At 59.1% G+C, this 20,244-nt stretch carries 23 protein-coding genes; 8 read left to right on the top strand and 15 right to left on the bottom strand.

Going from position 1 to position 20,244, the window contains the following annotated elements; all coding sequences use genetic code 11:
• The first annotated feature begins 8 nt into the window (after positions 1-8).
• Positions 9-422, top strand: coding sequence for a PA0061/PA0062 family lipoprotein (locus BT179_RS25395; protein ID WP_072398043.1), 414 nt, complete (start codon positions 9-11; stop codon positions 420-422).
• 181 nt (positions 423-603) lie between these two features.
• On the top strand, positions 604-1,029 hold the full coding sequence (locus BT179_RS25390; protein ID WP_072398042.1) for a PA0061/PA0062 family lipoprotein: 426 nt from the start codon (positions 604-606) through the stop codon (positions 1,027-1,029).
• A 6-nt stretch (positions 1,030-1,035) separates the two neighbouring features.
• On the opposite strand, the gene BT179_RS25385 is transcribed toward BT179_RS25390, so the two are convergent.
• Entirely contained in the window at positions 1,036-1,269 is a 234-nt protein-coding gene (locus tag BT179_RS25385) for a DUF1161 domain-containing protein (protein WP_072432238.1), read from the bottom strand.
• 140 nt (positions 1,270-1,409) lie between these two features.
• Positions 1,410-1,841, bottom strand: coding sequence for an OsmC family protein (locus BT179_RS25380; RefSeq protein WP_072398040.1), 432 nt, complete (start codon positions 1,839-1,841; stop codon positions 1,410-1,412).
• A 238-nt stretch (positions 1,842-2,079) separates the two neighbouring features.
• On the opposite strand from BT179_RS25380, the gene BT179_RS25375 reads away from it, so the two are divergent.
• Complete coding sequence (locus BT179_RS25375; RefSeq protein ID WP_072398039.1) at positions 2,080-3,081, top strand: LLM class flavin-dependent oxidoreductase; 1,002 nt, start codon at positions 2,080-2,082, stop codon at positions 3,079-3,081.
• A gap of 53 nt (positions 3,082-3,134) precedes the next feature.
• Here BT179_RS25375 and BT179_RS25370 read toward each other — a convergent pair whose 3' ends face one another.
• A complete protein-coding gene (locus tag BT179_RS25370) occupies positions 3,135-3,356 on the bottom strand; it encodes a DUF1161 domain-containing protein (RefSeq protein ID WP_072398038.1) in 222 nt (73 codons plus the stop codon).
• Positions 3,357-3,473: 117 nt separating this feature from the next.
• The gene (locus BT179_RS25365; RefSeq protein ID WP_072398037.1) at positions 3,474-3,689 is read right to left on the bottom strand and encodes a dodecin; all 216 of its coding nucleotides are present in this window, start codon (positions 3,687-3,689) and stop codon (positions 3,474-3,476) included.
• Positions 3,690-3,842: 153 nt separating this feature from the next.
• Between BT179_RS25365 and BT179_RS25360 the strand changes: the two genes are divergently transcribed.
• A complete protein-coding gene (locus BT179_RS25360; protein WP_072398036.1) occupies positions 3,843-4,169 on the top strand; it encodes an ElaB/YgaM/YqjD family protein in 327 nt (108 codons plus the stop codon).
• On the opposite strand, the gene BT179_RS25355 is transcribed toward BT179_RS25360, so the two are convergent.
• Positions 4,163-5,059 (bottom strand): LysR family transcriptional regulator, encoded by an 897-nt coding sequence (locus BT179_RS25355; protein WP_072432237.1) that lies wholly within the window; start codon positions 5,057-5,059, stop codon positions 4,163-4,165. The two genes, BT179_RS25360 and BT179_RS25355, sit on opposite strands and share 7 nt — an antisense overlap.
• Before the next feature lie 111 nt (positions 5,060-5,170).
• On the opposite strand from BT179_RS25355, the gene trpB reads away from it, so the two are divergent.
• Entirely contained in the window at positions 5,171-6,403 is a 1,233-nt protein-coding gene (gene trpB / locus BT179_RS25350) for a tryptophan synthase subunit beta (protein ID WP_072398034.1), read from the top strand.
• A complete protein-coding gene (gene trpA / locus BT179_RS25345) occupies positions 6,403-7,215 on the top strand; it encodes a tryptophan synthase subunit alpha (protein ID WP_072398033.1) in 813 nt (270 codons plus the stop codon). The genes trpB and trpA overlap by 1 nt, the downstream gene beginning before the upstream one ends.
• A gap of 120 nt (positions 7,216-7,335) precedes the next feature.
• On the opposite strand, the gene BT179_RS25340 is transcribed toward trpA, so the two are convergent.
• The 10 genes from BT179_RS25340 to BT179_RS25295 all read right to left on the bottom strand — a co-directional run bounded on the left by BT179_RS25340 (position 7,336) and on the right by BT179_RS25295 (position 17,148).
• Positions 7,336-9,297, bottom strand: a complete 1,962-nt coding sequence (locus tag BT179_RS25340) for a DUF7844 domain-containing protein (RefSeq protein ID WP_072398032.1) — start codon at positions 9,295-9,297, stop codon at positions 7,336-7,338.
• Positions 9,294-9,614 carry a DUF2388 domain-containing protein gene (locus tag BT179_RS25335; protein ID WP_072398031.1) on the bottom strand — a complete coding sequence of 107 codons (321 nt, stop codon included), beginning with the start codon at positions 9,612-9,614 and terminating at the stop codon, positions 9,294-9,296. The genes BT179_RS25340 and BT179_RS25335 overlap by 4 nt, the downstream gene beginning before the upstream one ends.
• A 26-nt stretch (positions 9,615-9,640) precedes the next feature.
• Positions 9,641-9,949, bottom strand: coding sequence for a DUF2388 domain-containing protein (locus BT179_RS25330; RefSeq protein WP_072398030.1), 309 nt, complete (start codon positions 9,947-9,949; stop codon positions 9,641-9,643).
• A gap of 105 nt (positions 9,950-10,054) precedes the next feature.
• Positions 10,055-10,372 (bottom strand): DUF2388 domain-containing protein, encoded by a 318-nt coding sequence (locus tag BT179_RS25325; protein ID WP_072432236.1) that lies wholly within the window; start codon positions 10,370-10,372, stop codon positions 10,055-10,057.
• 320 nt (positions 10,373-10,692) lie between these two features.
• Positions 10,693-10,908 carry a DUF1127 domain-containing protein gene (locus BT179_RS25320; RefSeq protein WP_072398028.1) on the bottom strand — a complete coding sequence of 72 codons (216 nt, stop codon included), beginning with the start codon at positions 10,906-10,908 and terminating at the stop codon, positions 10,693-10,695.
• Positions 10,909-11,226: 318 nt separating this feature from the next.
• Positions 11,227-12,720, bottom strand: coding sequence for an acetyl-CoA hydrolase/transferase family protein (locus BT179_RS25315; protein ID WP_072432235.1), 1,494 nt, complete (start codon positions 12,718-12,720; stop codon positions 11,227-11,229).
• Between the two features lie 199 nt (positions 12,721-12,919).
• Positions 12,920-14,356 carry an NAD(P)(+) transhydrogenase (Re/Si-specific) subunit beta gene (locus BT179_RS25310; protein WP_072398026.1) on the bottom strand — a complete coding sequence of 479 codons (1,437 nt, stop codon included), beginning with the start codon at positions 14,354-14,356 and terminating at the stop codon, positions 12,920-12,922.
• The gene (locus BT179_RS25305) at positions 14,356-14,679 is read right to left on the bottom strand and encodes an NAD(P) transhydrogenase subunit alpha part 2 (RefSeq protein WP_003187010.1); all 324 of its coding nucleotides are present in this window, start codon (positions 14,677-14,679) and stop codon (positions 14,356-14,358) included. The genes BT179_RS25310 and BT179_RS25305 overlap by 1 nt, the downstream gene beginning before the upstream one ends.
• Before the next feature lie 15 nt (positions 14,680-14,694).
• Positions 14,695-15,816, bottom strand: coding sequence for a Re/Si-specific NAD(P)(+) transhydrogenase subunit alpha (locus tag BT179_RS25300; protein ID WP_072432234.1), 1,122 nt, complete (start codon positions 15,814-15,816; stop codon positions 14,695-14,697).
• Positions 15,817-16,233: 417 nt separating this feature from the next.
• Positions 16,234-17,148 (bottom strand): LysR family transcriptional regulator, encoded by a 915-nt coding sequence (locus tag BT179_RS25295; RefSeq protein ID WP_072398024.1) that lies wholly within the window; start codon positions 17,146-17,148, stop codon positions 16,234-16,236.
• Positions 17,149-17,304: 156 nt separating this feature from the next.
• Between BT179_RS25295 and BT179_RS25290 the strand changes: the two genes are divergently transcribed.
• Together BT179_RS25290 and BT179_RS25285 are read left to right on the top strand one after the other, a co-directional pair.
• Positions 17,305-18,486, top strand: coding sequence for an acyl-CoA dehydrogenase (locus BT179_RS25290; RefSeq protein ID WP_072432233.1), 1,182 nt, complete (start codon positions 17,305-17,307; stop codon positions 18,484-18,486).
• Between the two features lie 13 nt (positions 18,487-18,499).
• A complete protein-coding gene (locus BT179_RS25285; protein WP_072432232.1) occupies positions 18,500-19,720 on the top strand; it encodes a CaiB/BaiF CoA transferase family protein in 1,221 nt (406 codons plus the stop codon).
• The last annotated feature ends 524 nt before the right edge of the window (positions 19,721-20,244 follow it).

Here is a 20,244-nt window from a genome sequence, read left to right as displayed (position 1 = left end):
GCTTCGCTATGCGCGTCTTGATGCTGACAAGTGGCCTGTTGTTGCTGACCGGCTGTGCCGGTCTGCCTGACCCTGATCCGTCCCAAGCCTGGATCGACCTGGGAAACCAGCAGAACACCGCATTGCAGGCTCTGGAGGTCGATGACATGACATCCGTCGACCGACGCTATTTCGAAGTGCAGCCCGGCAGCCATGAGCTGACGGTGCGTTATCAGTTCGCCGTCGAGCCCGGCAACATCGGCCCGGATGCCGAGCCGTTGTGGCGCGATTGCCGTCTGAATGTGAAATTCGAGGATTTCAACGCAGGCCAGCGCTATCAATTGCAGGCCGGCAACATTGGATTTCGGCCCTGGGCCAAGCTTTATGACCAACAGCGCAAAGTGGTAGGTCAAGGTACGCCGGCGGGCTGCCAACAAAGCTGATCGGCGCTGTGCCCAGGGCCTGACTGCCCAGGTCCCGGCTCTGTACGCAAAGCCCTGACACTCGTTCATGCTGCGTTGAAAACTGCCTCGCAATGCTCATGGACTCCACTACACTGCGCTTGCTCGGCTGTTTCGGCCTTGCTTGACCTTCGTCTCAAGACTTTCGAACAGAGCCTGGATCATGCGCATTCATATGCTGTTATTCGCCCTCGCTGCTCTGGGCGGTTGCGCCACGAGCCCGTTGCCTGCGGTTGATCCGAACATGGCCTGGATCGATTTTTCGACGCCCATGCCAGGTGGCAAGGTGCTGATGGCCGAGAAGCTGGATGGTCAGCGACTGCAGGACGGACGCTTCTTCCAGGTTTCGCCGGGCAGTCACGAACTGGAAGCGCGCTTCGATTTTGAAGTGTTCAGCGGCGGTGGCCTGGGAATGCTGAGCGAGCCGCAAGAACGGTTGTGCTACCTGACCGTGCGGTACGATCATTTCGAGGCGGGCCAGCGCTATCGCCTGGAAGCGCGTAACCTGGCCTACACCCCAAGCGCCCGGCTCTATAACGCCAGGCGGGAAATCGTGGCCGAGGATCGCCAGGCCCGTTGTATCCCCTGAAGTGTTCTAACGGTCGTTCTTCTGGTAGATGATTTTCTTGGTGCCATTTTCGCAACTGCCCACCACCATGTTCTCGTCGTGGACTTCTTCGTTGGCGACGATTTCCAGGGTGTAGGACGACACGTTGTTGGCCTGGATCTTCGCTTCGATTTTCACCTTCAGTTCTTCGCAGGACCTGGGTGCGGCGAGCGCCGATGAGGCCAATGCGCAACCGATGACCATCAGGGCAAGTCGTTTCATGCTCGAATTCCTCATTGCAGCGCGCACTGCCTGGGCGCTGAAACTGCTGGCGTGCATTCGACCACAATTTGAGCGGGGCTGACAGATACCCTGCAAGGTCGCAGCCTTTATCGCCTGAAGGCTGCGACCGTTTCCACGCGTCAGCCCACCAGCGTCGCGTCCAGGGTGATCTTGGCGTTAAGCACCTTGGAGACCGGGCATCCTTCCTTGGCCTTGTTGCTCAGTTCTTCGAACTGCTGCTGGCTCGCGCCGGGGATCTTCGCCTTGAGAATCAGCTTGACCGCCGTGATCGCAAAGCCGCCATCGACCTGGTCCAGGGTCACTTCGGCATTGGTGTCGATACTGTCGGCCTTGAGCCCGGCATCCCCCAGGATCATCGAAAACGCCATGGAGAAGCAGCCCGCATGGGCCGCGCCGATCAATTCTTCAGGGTTGGTGCCCTTGCCGCCTTCGAAGCGCGCCTTGAAGCCATAAGGGGCTTCGCGCAACACGCCGGTTTCCGTCGAGATGGAGCCGATGCCGGTTTTCAGGTCACCTTCCCAGTGTGCCGATGCTTTCTTAACGATAGCCATGTTTGCCTCCTCAAGAACCGGCGCGAGGAATTCGCGCCAGGGTGTTTTCCGTTGTCAGGGTTGTGAGGATAGACCGGTCGATAAAGTTCATCCTGTCGATTAGCTGACCAATTTAGTAGGAAAATTCGATCCAGCTATTGAAACTCGGGTATATGCCCACATTGCATGGAACACACCTTTAGTAAACGGCAGGCTTTTGCCCGTGGAAAAGCCCCAGCGCCGTTGGAGATCCTGGCCCATGAAACAGCTGTCCGACGTGAAATTCTCAACCCTCGACCTGGTCCCTGTCCGTGCGGACGGCAACGCCGGCCAGTCCTTGCGCAACTCCCTGGATTTGGCGCAGCACGTGGAAAAGTTCGGCTATACACGCTTCTGGGTGGCCGAGCATCACAACATGGATGGCATCGCCAGTTCAGCGACAGCGGTGCTGCTGAGTTATCTGGCAGGGGGTACCTCGACCATTCGCGTCGGCTCCGGCGGAGTGATGTTGCCCAACCATGCGCCGTTGGTCATCGCCGAACAGTTCGGCACGCTGGAGAGCCTTTTTCCTGGCCGGATCGACCTGGGCCTGGGGCGCGCGCCAGGCTCCGACCAGATGACCGCCCGGGCCTTGCGCCGCGAACGCTCCGGCAGTGCGGATGACTTTCCGGATGACGTCGCCGAACTGATGCGCTACCTCGGCCCACGCACTCCCGATCAGCGGATCATCGCCATGCCCGGTACCGGCACCAACGTGCCGGTATGGCTGTTGGGTTCGAGCCTGTTCAGTGCGCAGCTGGCCGGTGAACGCGGTTTGCCCTACGCCTTCGCATCCCATTTCGCACCGCGCTTCATGCACGAGGCGATTCGCATCTACCGTAACCATTTCAAGCCGTCGGCGACGCTCGACAAGCCGTACGTGATGCTTGGCGTACCGTTAGTGGCGGCGGACACTGACGAACAGGCCGATTACCTGGCGACCTCGGTGTACCAGCGCATCCTGGCGTTGATCCGTGGCCAGAGCCTGGTGCAGCGCCCTCCGGTGGAAACCATGAATGGTCTGTGGCTGCCCCACGAGAAGGAAGCGGTGGGCGACTTCCTGGGCCTGGCCATGGTGGGTGGACCGCAGAAGATCCGCGCCAGACTGGAGGTGCTGATCGAGCAGACCCAGGCAGACGAACTGATCTTCACCAGCGACCTGTATGAACATGCCGACCGCCTGCGTTCCTATGAAGTGCTGGCCCAGGTCATGAAAGGCTGAATCGCGCCCATGAAAAAGCCGACGCAATGCGTCGGCTTTGCATACACGCGAAATCAACGTTTATAGACGATTTCCTTTGTACCACCTTCGCAGCTGCCGACGACTTCCCCATCGGACGCTGTGCCTTTATCAACGATCTCCAGCGAATAACCTGACACGCCTTTACCATCAAGCTTCGCCGCGATTTCGCCCTTGAGCTCTTCGCAGGGTTTACCGGCCGCAAACGCAGAACCTGCAAGGCTCAGTAACCCCAGGGCCACCATCAACTTTTTCATCGCTCGCACTCCTTGGTCGGATCAGACTGGGCTGGTATCGAGAAAGCGGATGCGCTTGTCGGATAGCGCATCGCCATTCCCTATGGCACTCCGCCAGCGTGCAAGTTCACAGCTTCATCAGCTATTTGCAATCCGGAACCCGACTTTGAGTGTCACCTGAAAATGCGCGGCCCGGCCGTTTTCGATATGACCACGGGTTTCCGTGACTTCGAACCATTCCAGGTGCTTGAGGCTCTTGCTGGCTTCGGCCAGGGCATTGTTGATGGCATCTTCGATGCTGGTAGCAGACGAGCCGACCAGCTCGACTTTCTTATAGGTGTGATGATCACTCATGACGTTCTCCTTGGTTGTCTTTAACAGCCTAGCAGCGATTTTTCGCCTTACGTGTGGTGCCGTTTACGCTTCGAAGTTCAGATTTACTGCACTTTCACAAACCCTCGCAGTCCCAACTTCACACGCACTCAACCACTGCAGGAGAGAGCCACCATGGCCAGCACTTCATTACGTAAAGCCTCGTTGCAAAGCATGGAAGCGGAGATCGAGAGTCTGCTCAAGTCGTTGGAGACCCTGAAGGACGACGCTTCGGACGAGTCGCGTAAGACCCTCAAGTCGTTGAAGGCCAATGCCGAAAATGCGCTGAAACATTCTCGTCATCTGCTCAGCGACGCCTACGAGGAAGTCAAGGTGAAAACCCGTGAAACCGGGCTCGCTACCCGTGACTACGCCCAGGAGCACCCATGGACCACGGCAGGTGTCGCGGTGGGGGCGATTGGTTTGCTCGCCGCCTATCTGCTGTGCAAACGCGGTCACTGAGCCGGTTGATTCAACTCGTGCCTGAGCCACTGGGCCAATTGCCGCGCCCGGCCATCCGCCGCCCGCTTGGGTAGCCATAACGCCAGTCGCGCCGGGGTTTCATCGAAGCCCCATGGCGCGACCAGGCGTCCGGCGCGCACATCTTCGGCGACCAGCGGCTCGGGAGCGATTGCCACGCCCAGCCCTGCGACAGCAGCTTCCAGAAGATAATAGAGATGCTCGAAACCTTGGCCCAACCTCAGGGTTTGTGGGTCGAGGCCGTTTTGTCGTGCCCAGGTCGGCCAGGCTTGGGGGCGTGAGGTGGTATGCAGTAACGGCTCGTCCGACAGGGCCCTTGGCGGTGCGGCCTGTAAACGAGCGAAGCCGGCATAACGGGGGCTCATCACCGGGCCGATCCGCTCGCTGACCAGTTCATACACCTGCATGTCCACTGGCCAGGGTGGCTCGGCGAACACCAGCAAGGCATCCAGTCCCGGCCGCCTGGGGTCCAGGTCGCCCTCGCCAGCGGACAGATGCAGGCGCAAGTCCGGCAGGTCGGCATTGAGCCGGCCCAGCCGCGGAATGAACCAGCGCGCCAGCAGGCTGCCCGAACATCCCAATACGAAAGGCGCATCCGCCGTGCTTCGCGTCAGTTCGGCGCAAACGGTACGTAGCCGCTCGAAGGCTTCGGCGCTGGCGTCGCGTAGGCGAACGCCGGAATCTGTGAGTTTAAGGCCGCGCCCTTCCTTGACGAAAAGGCTGACGCCCAGATGCTCCTCCAGCACCTTCAGTTGCCGACTGACGGCCCCATGGGTAACGTGAAGCTGCTCGGCCGCCTGGCTTACGCTGTTCAAGCGGGCGGTGGCTTCGAACGCCCTGAGGGCATTGAGTGGAGGAAGGTCATGACTCATTTGATATGTGAGATTTCCTGACAGGTTGTGGCGATCTTATCGGTTTTCAGCGTGGCATGTCAGGGGTAGAGTGGGCTCATTGTTCTTCTACGCATTGCCTGGAGCGCCCCGATGACCCAGCCTACGACCCCTTTCAACCTTCGCAGCGGCCCCGACGCCAACGGCCTGTTCGGTGCCTTCGGTGGCCGTTATGTGGCCGAAACCCTGATGCCGCTGATCCTGGATCTGGCCCGCGAATATGAAGTGGCAAAGCAGGATCCTGCGTTCCTCGAGGAACTGGCCTACTTCCAGCGTGACTATGTCGGTCGTCCAAGTCCCCTCTATTTTGCCGAACGCCTGACCGAATACTGCGGTGGCGCAAAAATCTATCTCAAGCGCGAAGAGCTGAATCACACCGGCGCCCACAAGATCAACAACTGCATCGGCCAGATCCTGCTGGCGCGGCGCATGGGCAAGAAACGCATCATCGCCGAGACAGGCGCTGGCATGCACGGCGTGGCGACCGCTACCGTGGCCGCGCGTTTCGGTCTGGACTGCGTGATCTACATGGGCACCACCGACATCGAACGCCAGCAGGCCAACGTGTTTCGCATGAAGCTGCTCGGCGCCGAGGTGATCCCGGTGGTCGCCGGCACCGGCACGCTGAAGGATGCGATGAACGAGGCCCTGCGCGATTGGGTCACCAACGTCGATAGCACGTTTTACCTGATCGGCACCGTGGCCGGCCCGCACCCGTACCCGGCCATGGTTCGTGACTTCCAGGCAGTGATCGGCAAGGAAACCCGCGATCAGCTGCAAGCCCAGGAAGGCCGTCTGCCGGATAGCCTGGTGGCTTGCATCGGCGGCGGCTCCAACGCCATGGGCCTGTTCCATCCATTCCTGGACGATAAGAGCGTCGAAATCATCGGCGTCGAAGCGGCGGGCTACGGCATCGAGACCGGCAAGCACGCGGCGAGCCTGAACGGCGGTGTCCCCGGCGTGTTGCACGGCAACCGCACGTTCCTGCTGCAGGACGAAGACGGCCAGATCATCGACGCCCATTCGATCTCCGCCGGCCTCGACTACCCGGGCATCGGCCCTGAACACGCCTGGTTGCACGACATCGGCCGTGTCCAGTACACCTCGATCACCGATGCCGAAGCCCTTGATGCGTTCCATAAGTGCTGCCGCCTGGAGGGGATCATTCCGGCCCTGGAAAGCTCCCATGCCCTGGCGGAAGTGTTCAAACGCGCGCCGAACCTGCCGAAAGACCACCTGATGGTGGTCAACCTTTCCGGTCGTGGCGACAAAGACATGCAAACCGTAATGCACCACATGGAACAGTCCCAGCAGGAGAAACACTGATGAGCCGCCTGCAAACCCGTTTTGCCGAACTCAAGGAACAGAACCGTGCCGCCCTGGTGACCTTCGTCACCGCCGGAGACCCGGACTACGACACCTCGCTGGCAATTCTCAAGGGCCTGCCTGCGGCCGGCGCTGATGTGATCGAGCTGGGCATGCCCTTCACCGATCCAATGGCCGACGGCCCGGCTATTCAGTTGGCGAACATCCGTGCGCTGGGGGCTCGGCAGGATCTGGCCAAAACCTTGCAGATGGTTCGCGAGTTCCGCAAGGACAACACCCAGACCCCTCTGGTGCTGATGGGTTATTTCAACCCGATCCATCGTTATGGCGTGCAGCGTTTCATCGGCGAGGCACTGGACAGTGGGGTCGACGGCCTGATCGTTGTGGACATGCCGCCCGAGCACAACAGCGAGCTGTGCGAGCCGGCCCAGGCGGCTGGGCTGGATTTCATCCGCCTGACCACGCCGACTACTGACGATGTGCGCTTGCCTACGGTGCTCAACGGTAGTTCGGGCTTCGTGTACTACGTATCGGTGGCGGGCGTGACCGGCGCTGGTGCCGCGACGCTGGAGCATGTGGAAGAGGCCGTCACACGTCTGCGGCGGCACACCGACTTGCCAATCAGCATCGGCTTCGGCATTCGTACGCCTGAGCAAGCCGCCGCTATTGCGCGGTTGGCTGATGGTGTCGTGGTGGGCTCCGCACTGATCGACCATATCGCCAGCGCCGACACCCCGGAGCAGGCGATTGATGGCGTATTGAGTTTGTGTGCCGCCCTGGCCGACGGAGTGCAGAAAGCACGCCTCAGCTGATTGGAGCGGTTTTTGGTCATGAAAAAAGGGTTCAGGACCTGGTTCTGAACCCTTTTTTCATAAGCACGGACAGATGACTGGCTTAGCCTGAGATTCGACGCCTTTCAGAGCGTCACATAATCAGGGCAACTCCAGCCCGCCGCCGGCCTTGTGCAGTTTGCGCAGATGCTCGCCGATGGCCTTGACGTTGGCTTCGTTCGCGTTGATTTCTGCGGCCCGACCTGGCTCGAGCAAGGCCCTGACTTCCTTGTCCAGATCCCCGGTCAGTGTCTGAAGCTGCTTTTGACGCAGGCTGCTTTCCGATTCCAGCCGCTGCCATTCGCTGGGTTGTGGCAAGCCATAGCCGCTGCTGCCCAGCAGTTCTGCAGGACGACTGAGGAAGCCGCTATTGGCGAGGATCTGTTGCAGCGTAGCGTTGGCCCTTTCCATACCGCCGTTCTGAAGTTCGCGGGCACCCAGGTAACGCTGCTTGACTTCATCCTGAGCCAGCAGCAACTGACGACGATAGCTGGCCTGTTCCAATAGCAGCAACGCTGCGCTGGTACGCAGGTCGGCCTTTTCGAACCACACGCGACGCTCTGCGGCGTCCAGGGCCAGCCAGTCCTCCACCGTCTGTTGCTTGATGGGCAAGTGCTTTTTCAACACTTCGAACATGGCCTGGTAGCGTTCGCGGAATGAGTCGAAGCGGTAACCCAGCCGCAACGCTTCCTTGGGGTCGTCGAGCACGCTGGTGTCGGCAAGCCCGCGACCCTTGAGCACTTCGAGCAAGCCGTTGGGCATGATGCTGTCCAGCCCCTTGAGTTGCTCGTTGTCGCTTCCGCTGCGCAGCAGTTTCAGGCTTTCCACGGCGCAGTTGTTGGACAGGAAGTAATAGTTGCCGTCGTAGCTCCAGTGCATTTCGGCGGCATGCTCGACTACTTCCTCGATTTCGGTACGCGACAGGTTCAAGGGCACCGATGCCAGGCTGCGCAGTTCAGTCTTGGTGTATTCATCGATCACCTGGGCCAGCGGCAGCACGAACAGGCGCGAAGGGTACTTGCCCACCAGTCCATCCCAGCTCGACAGTTGTACGTCGCCCACGAACGCCCGGTACGACAGCACCAGATGCTGGTCCAGATCCAACCGGCAATCCGGCCCACGGGGGCGATCCGGTGCGCAGATCACCAGCCGGAGCATGCTGTGCCCCCAACGGCTGACCCAGTTCTGGTTGGCTTCGGCCAGCAGGTAGTCGACGGCGTAGACGCGTTCCGGATCGACCTTGCCCAGCGGCGTCCTGGCGAAATCATTGCCGGCGTTGAGAAACGCGAACGATTTGGCGCAGGTATCCCTGGCGGCAGGAGCCCAGCCGAAATGCTGCTGGTAATAGCGATACAGGGCGGGCCGGCGGCAGGCGTAGCTTGGGTCCAGGAGGAAGTACTCCATGTTGACCGCGACAAATTCCTTGGGGCTGCTGGTCTCGTAGAGATCCGGGCTGCGGGCGACCTGGCGGTTGTGCTGTTCGCGTTCGCCGCGACGACCGACATATTGCGGCCAGCCGGCGAGATCCAGCAGGCGCGGATCATCGCTGAGGGTAAAGCGACGGTCGTTCTGGCCTCGGCAATTGTCAGGCAGGCCGATCAGCCCGGAACTTGCGGTGCGACGGGTACAGCGCTGGATCTGCGTGCGTTCGGCATCGGGCCACAAGCGCGCGCGGTCGTAGATATGAGTCAGCTCATGCAGGACGGTGGCGAGCAATTCCCGCCTAACGGTGCCGTGGGGACGGTGGGTCTTCTGCGTGGCAGCGCTGCCGTCAGTGAGGCTTTCGAGCAAATTGCTGTTGAGGTCGAGCTGCGACACCAGCGCGGCCTGGCCATAGGCATTGGCTGGCATCTGGTCGGTCCAGCCGACATCGATGCGTCGATCCAACTGTTCAATGAAGCGCGGCGGCAAGGCCTGCATGGCTTCATCGAGCAGCGCCTGGCTGGCCTGCTGCTCTGCCGGGCTCAAGCCTTCAGTATTGAGGTGCAGTTGCAGGCCGGCCTGGGCGGTGCTGCCCATGAGCAGCAGCACCCCGGTCGTCAACCAGGCGGCGAGCCGCCTCACAATGCGAGGATGGCTTCGGCGAGAACCTGGTCACTGGCGTCGCGGGCTTCCGGCACGCGGGCACGCAGGGTATCGAAAGCGGCCTCGAGGTGTGCGCCACGGATCTCACCGTTGCTGGCAACGAAGCTGGCGGCATCGTCATGGGCTTCGCGCACGATTTTCGAGTCACGGATGGAAGTGGTGGTATCGGAGGTGAAATCGATCGAGCGCTGGGAGGCGCGGACGATGATGTTACTGGTGGCTACCAGGGTATGCGCCTGGGCCATATCGGCCAATACCAACAGGCCAAGGGCGGCAGCAATCAGCGGGCTACGCATGGAACGACTCCGAAAGATAAGGATGACTATTGGACGAGAATTGCCTGTGCCAGTTCAAGGTCGCTGGCATGAAGTTTTGGCTGGTTCTGGCGCAGGTAACCCAGGGCCGATTCCAGTCGTGCACCTCGCAATTGCCCGTCGCTGGCTATGAATGCCGCGGCGTCGTCGCGGGCGGCGGCGACTATTTTATGGTCGAAGGGCGCTGAGGTCACCATGCTCGTGGCGTAGCCGCTGGCGACCAATTGTTGGGTGGAGACATCCAGGGCATGGGCCGGAACGGACCAGCAGACAGTGGTGAAGACAGCGGTGACGAACAGATTCGAATGGAAACGCATGGGACTCGACGGTTGATGACGAACCTGAAGGCTAGCGCAAACCGGCGGGCCAGAGCCAGCGCTGAAACATCGGAACACCTTTGGCGTCCCGATGTTTCATGTAGCTCAGATCACCAATATGGCTTGGGCCAATTGCGCGTCGGTGGCTTTCAACTGTGGGGCTTGCTGACGGATGTAATCCAGCGCGCTTTCCAGCTTGACGCCGCGGATTGCGCCTTCGCTGGCCACGAAGCTGGCAGCGTCGTCACGGGCCGCCTGAACGACTTTGTTGTCTCGCAGCGAGGAGGTGGCATCGGAGGTCACGTCGGACGTGGCCTTGAGGGCGCCTACGATGGAATCGGTGGTGACGATGAAACTGCTGGCATTGGCTTGGGCGGCTATGGCCAGCAGGGTCGCGGCGCTGAGCAGGCGAAGACGGATCATGATGAAACTCCTTGTGTTATGGGGTGACGCCGATGCAGGTACCTGAGCAGACGCAGGCTCGGCTCGCTTCGCCACGGTCAACCAGATATTAAGTCAGAACGGGAGAGATGGCAGCTCTCAAAAGATTTGGATGCTTTAATCTTCCACTCTTCTGACTGTACTGGTCTGTCGTGCAATTTATTAAAACTGTTTTGTTCGAGGTCTCAGTGAATCTAAACGCCTTTAAACGACAAAACCCGTCGCGGTTTCCCGCGACGGGTTTTGTTTGTTCAATTCGATGCTGGCGGTGGACCCGACGGGTCAGGGCCAGCGACGCTGAGTTAGCGCCAGAACGGCTTGCTCAGCTCTTCGTAGCGTTGTGCTTCGCTGATACCGGCATCGGCCAGCAGGCGCGAATCCAGACGAGCCAGTTGATGGCGGCTGGCAATGCGACGCTGCCACAGCATCAGGTTGGCGATAACGCGAAGAGGCAGGGAAGCCTGGTTTTTTGCAGCTTTGTCTTCAAAAAACAGCTCGGAACTGAGTGTACGTTCCATGGTTGACATCCTTCCGCTTTTGGCGGGATCAGGTAGTGGCTTGACTGGTGCCCATGATCCTCTCGTTTGGCCAGTCTCTGTAGATACAGTTCATCTGTATTGTGCGAGACCAGTTAACTGTTAAATAGGGGTGTGCTGGTCAATATTGAGGCAACTGTACTTGTTCGCACTTATTTGGTGCGTTTTTGGTCATTTTCGGCGCTCTGGTAGGAATACCTTGTAGGAAAACACCGGTACAGCAGTACAGATTTTGCCAGGACTGCATTGAATTTCATGGCCAGCAAAAACTGTACTCGCGACACCGGTATTCCAGCTGTATCAAACCGCCAACATGCGCCCGGTTTCTTCCAGGTTCAGGTGCCAGCGCAGTGCATCACGCAGGATGTGTGGCGTATGCCCACCCAGGGCACAGGCAGCTTCGAAGTATTCGTTCAAGGCCTGACGATAGGAGGGATGCACACAATTGTCGATGATCTGCCGTGCCCGCTCCCGTGGCGCAAGGCCCCGCAGGTCGGCCAAACCAATCTCGGTGACCAGGATATCGACGTCATGCTCGGTATGGTCCACGTGACTGACCATCGGCACGACGCTGGAGATTGCCCCTCCTTTGGCGATCGACTTCGTGACGAAGATCGCCAAGTGTGCGTTGCGGGCGAAATCACCCGATCCGCCAATACCGTTCATCATCCGGGTGCCACAGACATGGGTGGAGTTGACGTTGCCGTACAGGTCGAACTCCAGCGCGGTATTGATGCCGATGATGCCCAGGCGGCGTACCACTTCCGGATGGTTGGAAATCTCTTGCGGTCGCAGGACCAGCTTGTCCTTGTATCTCTCGAGGTTGCTGAACACATCGGCATTGCGACGGCTGGACAGGGTGATGGAGCTGCCCGATGCGAAGCTCAGCTTGCCGGCGTCGATCAGGTCGAACGTAGAGTCCTGCAGCACTTCGGAATACATGGTCAGTTCTTCGAACGGGGAGTCGATCAAGCCGCACATCACCGCATTGGCGATGTTGCCGATCCCGGCCTGCAACGGTCCGAGCCGGTTGGTCATGCGTCCGGCGGCAACTTCCCGCTTGAAAAAATCGATCAAGTGATCGGCAATGGCCTGGGTGTCGCTGTCCGGTGGCAGAACGGTGGAAGGCGAGTCCGGTTGATTGGTGATGACGATGGCAACGATTTTTTCGGGCGGGATCGGAATGGCGGTGCTGCCGATACGATCATCGACCTTTACCAAGGGGATGGGGGTGCGGCTTGGGCGATAGGTCGGGATATAGATGTCGTGCAACCCTTCCAGGTTCGGGTTGTGGGCCATGTTGATCTCGACAATTACCTGTTTGGCGAAGATGGCAAAGCTGGCCGAATTGCCTACTGACGTCGTTGGTACGATATGGCCCTGTTCGGTGATAGCCACCGCTTCGATAACGGCGATATCGGGCAGTTTGAGCTGAGCGTTGCGAAGTTGCTCGACGGTTTCGGAAAGATGTTGGTCGATGAACATTACCTCGCCGGCATTGATCGCCTTGCGCAAGGTGCTATCGACCTGGAAGGGCATGCGTCGCGCCAGTACACCGGCCTCGGTGAGTTGTTTATCCAGGTCGTTGCCCAGGCTCGCTCCGGTCATCAGGCTGATTTTGAGCGGCGAGATCCGGGCACGCTCGGCGAGGGCGTGAGGCACGGCCTTCGCTTCGCCAGCGCGAGTAAAGCCGCTCATGCCTACGGTCATGCCGTCCTCGATCAACAAAGCTGCGTCAGCAGCGCTCATCACTTTATTCGACAACGAAGGCAGGCGGATGCGATCTTGGTACATGGGGGGCTATCTCGGGCTGGAAGCAGGATGCGCAGTCTAGTGAATTCACTCCGTGCCCGTCCCGCTACAAAAGTCGCATTTGAGGCGTCTATTACGGGCGTTTCAGGCAAAACATTATTACCGGATCGGTAACGAATGGGCTTGATACAAATCAAAACGCCCCGACAAGTCGGGGCGTTTTGGGTGGATCGCGCAGGTTTTATTCGACTGCCTTGACCATGTCTTCGATGACTTTCTTGGCGTCGCCAAACACCATCATGGTCTTGTCCAGGTAGAACAGCTCGTTATCCAGGCCAGCGTACCCGCTGGCCATCGAGCGCTTGTTGACGATGATGGTCTTGGCCTTGAACGCCTCGAGGATCGGCATGCCGGCGATAGGCGACTTCGGATCGTTCTTCGCCGCCGGGTTGACGACGTCGTTGGCGCCCAGCACCAGCACCACGTCTGCCTGGCCGAACTCGGAGTTGATGTCCTCCATCTCGAACACCTGGTCATAGGGCACTTCGGCCTCGGCCAGCAGGACGTTCATGTGTCCGGGCATGCGTCCGGCTACCGGGTGGATTGCGTATTTCACGGTCACTCCATGATGGGTCAGCTTCTCGGTCAGCTCTTTCAGTGCGTGTTGCGCGCGAGCCACCGCAAGGCCGTAACCCGGGACGATAATGACCGTATCGGCGTTGGTCAGCAGGAACGTGGCATCGTCGGCAGAACCGGATTTCACCGGGCGCGCCTCTTTCGAGCCCGCCGGGCCGCCGGCATCGGCGCTGTTGCCAAAGCCACCGAGCAGCACGTTGAAGAACGAACGGTTCATGGCCTTGCACATGATGTACGACAGGATCGCGCCACTGGAGCCCACCAGGGAGCCGGCGATGATCAGCATCGAGTTGTTCAGGGAGAAGCCGATCCCCGCCGCTGCCCAGCCCGAATAGCTGTTGAGCATCGACACCACTACCGGCATGTCCGCGCCGCCGATCGGGATGATGATCAGCACGCCCAGCACGAATGCCAGGGCCAGCATCAGGGCGAAGGCGCCCAGGTTGCCAGTGAACATGAAGGTCAGGCCCAGGCCCAGCGTAGCGAGGCCCAGGATAAGGTTGAGCTTGTGCTGGCCGCCAAACTGTACCGGTGCGCCCTGGAACAGGCGAAACTTGTATTTACCCGACAGCTTGCCGAAGGCGATCACCGAACCGGAGAAGGTGATTGCACCAATGGCTGCACCCAGGAACAGCTCCAGGCGGTTACCGGCCGGAATCGAATCGCCCAACTGCTTGACGATGCCCAGAGACTGAGGCTCGACGACAGCTGCGATGGCAATGAACACCGCTGCCAGGCCGATCATGCTGTGCATGAACGCCACCAGTTCCGGCATCTTGGTCATCTCGACACGCTTGGCCATGATGGAACCGGCGGTGCCACCCACCAACAGACCGACGATGACGTAACCGATGCCTGCGGTTGCGAGCTCGGCGCCCAACTTATAGATAAGCCCGACAGTGGTCAGTACCGCCAAGGCCATGCCGAGCATGCCGAACAGGTTGCCGCGGCGGGACGTGGTGGGGTGCGACAGGCCTTTGAGGGCTTGGATGAAGCAAACGGACGCGATCAGGTAGAGCGTCGTTACCAGGTTCATGCTCATTACTTGGGCGCCTCTTCTTTTACGGCTTTCGGGGCTTTTTTCTTGAACATCTCGAGCATCCGGCGCGTGACCAGGAAACCACCGAACACGTTAACTGCGGCCAGGGCCACGGCAAGGGTGCCCATGGTCTTGCCAAGTGGTGTGACGGTCAGCGCAGCGGCGAGCATGGCGCCGACGATCACGATGGCCGAGATGGCATTGGTGACTGCCATCAATGGCGTGTGCAGCGCGGGTGTAACGTTCCAGACCACGTGGTAACCGACATAGATCGCCAGCACGAAGATGATCAGGTTGTAGATACCGGGGGAGATAAGCTCTTCCATTGTCTGAATCCCTGCTTAGGCGTTTTTACGGATGACTTGGCCATTGCGGCACATCAGGCACGCGGCGACGATGTCGTCTTCCAGGTTCACGTCGAACTGACCTTCCTTGGTGAAGACCAGCTTCAGGAAGTCCAGCAGGTTGCGGGCGTACAGCGCCGAAGCGTCAGCCGCGACTTCACCGGCCAGGTTGGTCGGACCGACGATGGTCACGCCATGTTCGACGACTACCTGGTCAGCCACCGTCAGCGGGCAGTTGCCACCCTGGGCTGCGGCGAGGTCGATGACCACCGAGCCGGGTTTCATCTGTGCGACTGTTTCCGCGCTCAGCAGGGTCGGTGCCTTGCGGCCCGGGATCAGTGCGGTGGTGATGACGATGTCGGCCTGTTTGGCGCGCTCGTGCACGGCCTGGGCCTGGCGCTGCATCCAGCTCGCCGGCATGGGGCGGGCATAGCCGCCAACACCGACTGCGCATTCACGCTCTTCATCAGTTTCATAAGGCACATCGACGAACTTGGCGCCGAGGGATTCGATCTGTTCCTTGACCGCAGGCCTTACGTCCGAAGCCTCGATCACCGCGCCCAGACGCTTTGCGGTGGCGATCGCCTGCAACCCGGCCACGCCGGCGCCCAGGATCAGCACCCGCGCCGCTTTCACGGTGCCTGCGGCGGTCATGAGCATCGGCATGAAGCGTGGATAGTAATGAGCCGCCAGTAACACCGCTTTATAGCCAGCGATATTCGCCTGGGACGACAGCACATCCAGGCTTTGGGCGCGGGAGGTCCGTGGCGCGGCCTCTAGGGCGAAAGCGGTAATGCCGCGTTCGGCCATCTTGGCAATGATGTCGTTGTTGAATGGATTGAGCATACCCACCAGAACGGTGCCGCTCTTGATCAGCATCAGCTCGCTGTCGCTGGGAGCGACCACCTTGAGAATCAGTTCGGCCCCGAATGCGTCATTGGCGCTGCCAATGGTCGCGCCTGCTGCTTCGTAGGCACTGTCGATAACGCTGGCTTTGACGCCCGCGCCACTTTGAACAGTGACTTTATGACCCTGGCCGATCAACTTCTTGATGGTTTCCGGGGTAGCAGCAACCCGTGTTTCACCCGTTTGGGTTTCGAGAGGAACACCAATGTGCACGTCAAATCTCCTGCGTGATCTTATTGAGTAAGCCCAGGCACTTCGGATGGTGCTGCTGGGGCGGCGGATCAGCACGATCCCGCCGAATCAGGCGGGGCGCGGCATTTTGCAGGCGAAAATTCAGCCCATCAAGGGATTATGACTGGTGACGAAAAATTAACTACAAGTCACCCTGTGACTGAATGTCGCAATCACTAGGCTTGATCCCGTGCAGGCCGTGCTTTTCAAGGATTCAGGCGCAAATCGATAAAACTTCCCATTAGCTGGATGAATGAGCACACATGGGTTGCGCAATATGGCTCAAAGCCACGTATTTGAACGGTTCTGAGACTACTGTACCGATTTCATAACAGATTGACTGTATGCGACAAAAACTTATATCTGTAGCGCTTTTGGTTAGCTTACTACCGGACTCGGTTATATCACTTTTCCTTGTATATCAAGCTGATAGCTCCTCGCTTGTTTGACCAGCCAATCCCGAAAAGCACGCAAGGATGCCGATTCCACTTTTCGTTCGGGGATCATCAAGTAATACGCCTTGAGGCTCGACAGCGCGTTGGGATTGGCCACGACCAGGCGTTTTTCCGCCAGCTCGCGCTGTATGAGAAAGGGTGGAATCAAGGCTATCCCCATGTCGTGCATGGCTGCTTGGGCAAGCATGGAGAATAGTTCATAACGCGGTCCTGTCAGGTCTCGGGCGACGTTGAGGCCCTGGGCATTGAACCATTGGCGCCATGCGTATGGGCGGGTGGTTTGTTGGAGGAGCGGCAGCTCGGCGATTGCTTCCGCTGTCAGGTGAGTCTGATTACCCAGCTGAGCGGGGCTGCAAACCGGCATCGGATTTTCACCCATGAGCTTGTGGGACTCGGTACCGGACCAGTCTGCATCGCCGAAATAGATAGCCGCGTCGAATTCGGTGTCCGCAAAGAGAAATGGACGGGTGCGGTTAGTCAGGTTGACGGTGACTTCCGGGTGTTGCTGCTGGAAGTCCTTCAGGCGCGGTAGTAGCCATTGAGTGCCGAATGTCGGCACTACCGCCAGCTCGATTACATTCGCGCCGGTGTGCCCCATCACCGAAAGCGTGTCGCGCTCGACTGCGTCCAGTTGGGTAGCGATCCGACGGCTATAGGAAATACCGGCTTCGGTGAGTTTGACGCCGCGGCGAGATCGCCGGAACAGCTCCACTCCTAGGAAATCCTCCAGGCTGGCGATCTGTCGACATATGGCCCCTTGGGTAAGAGAAAGCTCTTGCGCGGCCTTGGTGAAGCTTTCATGACGTGCGGCCGCCTCGAAGCTGACCAAGGCGGCAGTGCTGGGGATCTTCCGACGCATATACGCTCACCTCACTGATGGTTGTTGTAAACGAGGTCTTTGGCGTTTACGGAGTGAGAAATTAGCACAACAGCATGCGGAATCCTCGTTTGCTCTGGTAGGAAACCGCGCCTAGGATCAATCCACGATTTCTCACTCGATTGGCGAGGTTTTGTCATGGCCGTTAAAGCGAGCTTCAACTGGATCGATCCATTGTTGCTGGACCAGCAACTCACTGAAGAAGAACGCATGATTCGCGACACTGCCGAGCAGTTTGCCCAGCAGAAGCTTGCGCCGCGGGTCTTGGAGGCGTTCCGTCATGAAAAAACCGACCCGGCGATCTTTCGTGAGATGGGTGACATGGGGTTGCTCGGCGCGACGATCCCCGAGCAATACGGTGGCAGTGGGCTGAATTACGTCAGCTATGGCCTGATCGCTCGCGAAGTGGAGCGTGTCGATTCCGGTTATCGCTCGATGATGAGTGTGCAGTCCTCGCTAGTCATGGTGCCGATCAATGAGTTTGGTACCGAGGCGCAAAAGCAGAAGTATCTGCCGAAGCTGGCCTCCGGCGAGTGGATCGGTTGCTTCGGTCTGACTGAGCCAAATCACGGCTCCGACCCGGGCGCGATGATTACTCGTGCGCGCAAAGTCGAAGGCGGCTACAGCCTGACGGGCAGCAAGATGTGGATTACCAACAGTCCGATCGCCGACGTATTCGTCGTCTGGGGCAAGGACGACGCCGGCGATATCCGTGGTTTTGTGCTGGAGAAGGGCTGGAAGGGGCTGAGCGCGCCGGCCATTCATGGCAAGGTCGGGTTGCGAGCTTCGATCACCGGTGAAATCGTCATGGATAACGTATTCGTTCCGGAAGAGAACATCTTTCCTGATGTGCGGGGCTTGAAGGGGCCTTTCACCTGCCTCAACTCGGCGCGGTACGGGATTGCCTGGGGCGCCTTGGGGGCCGCTGAATTCTGCTGGCACACCGCTCGCCAATACACGCTGGATCGTCAGCAGTTTGGCCGTCCTCTTGCGGCTAATCAGCTGATCCAGAAGAAGCTGGCCGATATGCAGACCGAAATCACTCTTGCCTTGCAAGGCTGTCTGCGCCTGGGTCGCATGAAGGATGAGGGTACGGCTGCGGTGGAGATCACCTCGATCATGAAACGCAACTCCTGTGGCAAGTCGCTGGAGATTGCCCGCATGGCGCGGGACATGCTGGGCGGCAATGGCATATCCGATGAGTTCGGGGTCGCTCGTCATCTGGTGAATCTGGAAGTGGTGAACACTTATGAAGGTACGCACGATGTTCACGCTCTGATTCTGGGGCGTGCGCAAACCGGTATCCAGGCGTTCTATTGATAAGGAGACGGCCATGGGCGCGCTTTCGCACCTGAGGGTACTGGATTTATCGAGGGTGCTGGCCGGGCCGTGGGCCGGACAGATCCTGGCGGACCTGGGGGCTGAGGTTATCAAGGTCGAACGCCCCGGCAATGGCGACGATACGCGTGCCTGGGGGCCGCCCTTCTTGAAGGATGCGAATGGTGAGAATACGACCGAGGCGGCTTATTACCTGTCCGCCAATCGCAACAAGCAATCGGTCACCATCGACTTTACGCATCCCGAGGGGCAAAAGCTCGTGCGGGAGCTGGCGGCCAAGTCCGATATTTTGATTGAAAACTTCAAGGTGGGTGGGCTTGCTGCCTATGGCCTGGATTACGATTCGCTGAAGGCAATCAACCCACGGTTGATCTACTGCTCGATTACTGGATTTGGTCAGACTGGTCCTTATGCCAAGCGTGCCGGGTATGACTTCATGATCCAGGGGTTGGGGGGGCTGATGAGCCTCACTGGGCGCCCCGAAGGCGAGGAGGGCGCGGGGCCGGTGAAGGTCGGTGTCGCGCTGACGGATATCCTGACCGGACTCTATTCCATCGCCGCCATCCTGGCGGCGTTGGCCCACCGCGATCACGCCGGTGGCGGACAGCACATCGACATGGCTTTGCTGGACGTACAGGTAGCTTGCCTGGCTAACCAGGCAATGAACTACCTCACGACAGGTCATGCGCCGAAGCGCTTGGGCAACGCTCATCCGAATATCGTGCCTTATCAGGATTTTCCTACCGCCGATGGCGATTTCATTCTCACCGTGGGCAACGATGGTCAGTTCCGCAAATTTGCCGAGGTCGCCGGCCAGCCACGCTGGGCTGACGACCCCCGTTTTGCGACAAACAAGCAGCGAGTGGCGAACAGGTCGATATTGATCCCACTGATTCGTCAGGCGACGGTATTCAAGACTACCGCCGAATGGGTCGCTCAGTTGGAGTGTGCTGGCGTCCCCTGCGGACCGATCAACGACTTGGCTCAGGTGTTCGCTGATCCGCAGGTTCAGGCTCGTGGGCTGGCGATCGAGTTGCCTCACGGGTTGGCCGGTAAGGTGCCACAGGTCGCCAGTCCGATTCGGCTGTCCGAGACGCCAGTGGAATACCGAAGCGCGCCTCCTTTATTAGGCGAGCATACGCTTGAGGTGCTGCGACGAGTGTTGGGGTTGGATGAGGCGGCGGTGGCGGCCTTTAGAGAAGCCGGTGTCGTTTGACTTCTCTTCTATTATAAGAAGGTGGTTTGGGATGCGTTTTCGCTCGCTGTTGCAACGCATTGATTAAAAAAGAAAATAAAGGTTGACGGCAGATTCTGAGTCTCTATAATTCGCCCCACTTCCGGCGCAGTCGAAACGGAAAACTTCTTGCGATTCAATAAGTTATGAAGTTTTCGGGTGTGCAGGACTTCAAATCATCGAAGTCCGGAAGGGGTCGGCAGGGGTTGCAGTCAAGTCCCGTCGGCACTTCGATCTTCACGATCGAAGACGCTGGAAAAGAGGTGTTGACAGCAGCGGCTAACGCTGTAGAATTCGCCTCCCGCTGACGAGAGATCGAAAGCGCAAGTGGTTGAAGTTGCAAAGGAAACTTTGAAAACTTCTGAAAATAACCACTTGACAGATGTGCGGGGCGCTGTAGAATGCGCGCCTCGGTTGAGACGAAAGGCTCAACCCACCGCTCTTTAACAACTGAATCAAGCAATTCGTGTGGGTGCTTGTGGAGTCAGACTGCTAGTCAACAGATT

Source organism: Pseudomonas sp. NFACC43, from assembly GCF_900119645.1.
In the GTDB taxonomy this organism is placed as follows: Bacteria; Pseudomonadota; Gammaproteobacteria; order Pseudomonadales; family Pseudomonadaceae; genus Aquipseudomonas.
This window is presented reverse-complemented; position numbering and strand designations above follow the sequence as displayed.